Annotated in this window: 2 protein-coding genes; both read right to left on the bottom strand. The window is 59.5% G+C overall.

Going from position 1 to position 2,053, the window contains the following annotated elements:
• Positions 1-721 (bottom strand): DUF839 domain-containing protein (locus M3436_20965; GenBank protein ID MDQ3566436.1); only part of this gene is annotated, 721 nt, incomplete at its 3' end.
• Positions 722-908: 187 nt separating this feature from the next.
• Positions 909-2,053: phosphate regulon sensor histidine kinase PhoR (phoR, locus tag M3436_20970; protein ID MDQ3566437.1), on the bottom strand; the 1,145-nt coding region annotated here is incomplete at its 5' end.

A 2,053-nucleotide genomic window follows, 5' to 3' on the forward strand; every position in this document is an offset into this window, starting at 1 on the left:
TCTCAGCCGCCGGTCCGGACAGCTTCATGGGCGTCAACGTGTGAATGCGGTGGTTGAAGCGGGAGTTTTGCTTGTAGCTCCACTCCCCTTTCTTCCCTCGCTTCTTAACTACCTTGATGACGCTGACGCCATGCACGTAGAATTCGCGCAGCACTTCCTCCGGTACGGTTCGCGCCCCGTCGACGACGGTTTGGCCGGTCGGGTGCAGGAAGGCCGGTGTGATCGCTTCATGGTTGACGCACAGTAGACCGCGGTGCGAGGAGTTCTCGTCGCGCTTACCATTGCGGCTCAGGCCGAAGTAACTCATGCCGTCGTGATGATCGCCGGCACGATGCGCAAAACTCTCCGGATCGTCCGTGCCATCGTTCAGATAATCGGCGACGCCAGCGGCGATCGGATCGCCCAGACGGTATAACACCGTATGGCGGTATCCCGACGGCAGCGTAACGACGTCCGCTAGCCTTTTGGGGACAGCGTCAAAATTAAGCATTAAGGGGCCCGGCCGGACATCCTGACCTCCGTGCCGTTGACCGGCAGCCCAGGCAGAGCCTAAACCAACGCTGCCGAAGACCGCCATGGCAGCGGCGCCGGCGGTGCCGCGCAGCAATTGGCGGCGCGAAAGGCGCATTTGCAGAATTCTGTCGAAGGACGGGTTATCCGATGTGTTGGTTATCGCGTCTTCGTCATGATGAGAGGAAAACGTCACGTGCTTGTCGGTCATTGTTGCCTCCTACGAGATGGAAATCGGGGAGCAACACGAATCGTTGCCCCTTTGTCAGAGGGGGCTCACGGTAACGCGGTTTTGTTAAACTATTATGACGGACGGAGTGACAGCGTTTCGCCAGAGAGGAAGTCCGCAAATATGGCCACCCAAAGAAGCTTAAGTAAGTGCCATTCGGGTAGAACCCCTAATACGATTTTAAGGATTCAATCGCGGTTTCCGCGGGCGGCGGCGTGATGAGATCGCCGGGAAAATCGCAGCGAAACGTACTGCCTTTTCCGACGGTACTGTCGATGTGCAAGCGCGCCTGGTGCCGCTTTAGCACGTGATTCACGATGGCCAGGCCGAGGCCAGTGCCGCCGCTCTCGCGCGAGCGGCTCTGATCGACACGGTAAAACCGCTCCGTCAACCGCGGCAGGTGTTGGGGCGGGATCCCGATCCCGGTATCGCTCACCTCGAAATGCGCCCCTGAGGCGTCTTTATACCAGCGGATGCGGATCACCCCGCCTTCAGGCGTATAACGGATTGCATTCACGACCAGGTTCGAAAAGGCGCTGTGCAATTCGTTCCTTGCCCCGAGGATGCTTAGCGCCGGATCGATCTCGAGCGAGAACATGTGGCGCGGCTTTCCGGCGAGCGCCTGCGCCTCTTGATAAATGGTGCCGATGAGCTCGGACACCTGCACGGGCCGGGCGTCCGTGACCTTATCGGATTGTCCCAGCCGCGAGAGTAACAGCAGATCCTCGATGATGCTTTGCATTCTTAGCGTTTGCGTCTCAAGCTGCGCCAAGATCGGACGCCAGGCCTCGGGGCACCGTTCCGGATCACTGACTAGGATTTCGAGGTAGCCTCGAATGACGGTCACCGGGGTGCGCAGCTCGTGGGATACGTTGGCTACGAAATCCCGGCGCACTTGATCGAGGCGGTGCAGGCGCGTGAAATCGCGCGCGGTTAAGAGGCGCTGGTCCGCCCCGAAAGGCACGATGATGATACTGAGTATACGCTCGGCGCCGAGCGGCGAGGGGATCTCCGCGGTATGAGTCAATCCGGTATCGTGGTTTTCGTTGAGCAGGGCGGTGAACTTCGGATCCCGCACAAGATTGGTGATCCGTTGCCGCCAGTCTTGCGGCCACTGAATCCCGAGCAGGTTTTCGGCCGCGGGGTTGGCCCATTCGATCTGGTCGTTCGTTCCAAGCACGACAGCGGCATCCGGTAAGGCGGTGGTGGCGTGCCGGAATTGCTTAAGGTAACCGGAAAGTTTCTTTTTGCGCTTCTTTTCGCGATCGCCCAGAACGTCCACGGCGCGGCAGATATCTTCGAGGAGCCCCGGAA

The sequence above is a fragment of the Pseudomonadota bacterium genome, assembly GCA_030859565.1.
GTDB lineage: Bacteria > Pseudomonadota > Gammaproteobacteria > JACCXJ01 > JACCXJ01 > USCg-Taylor.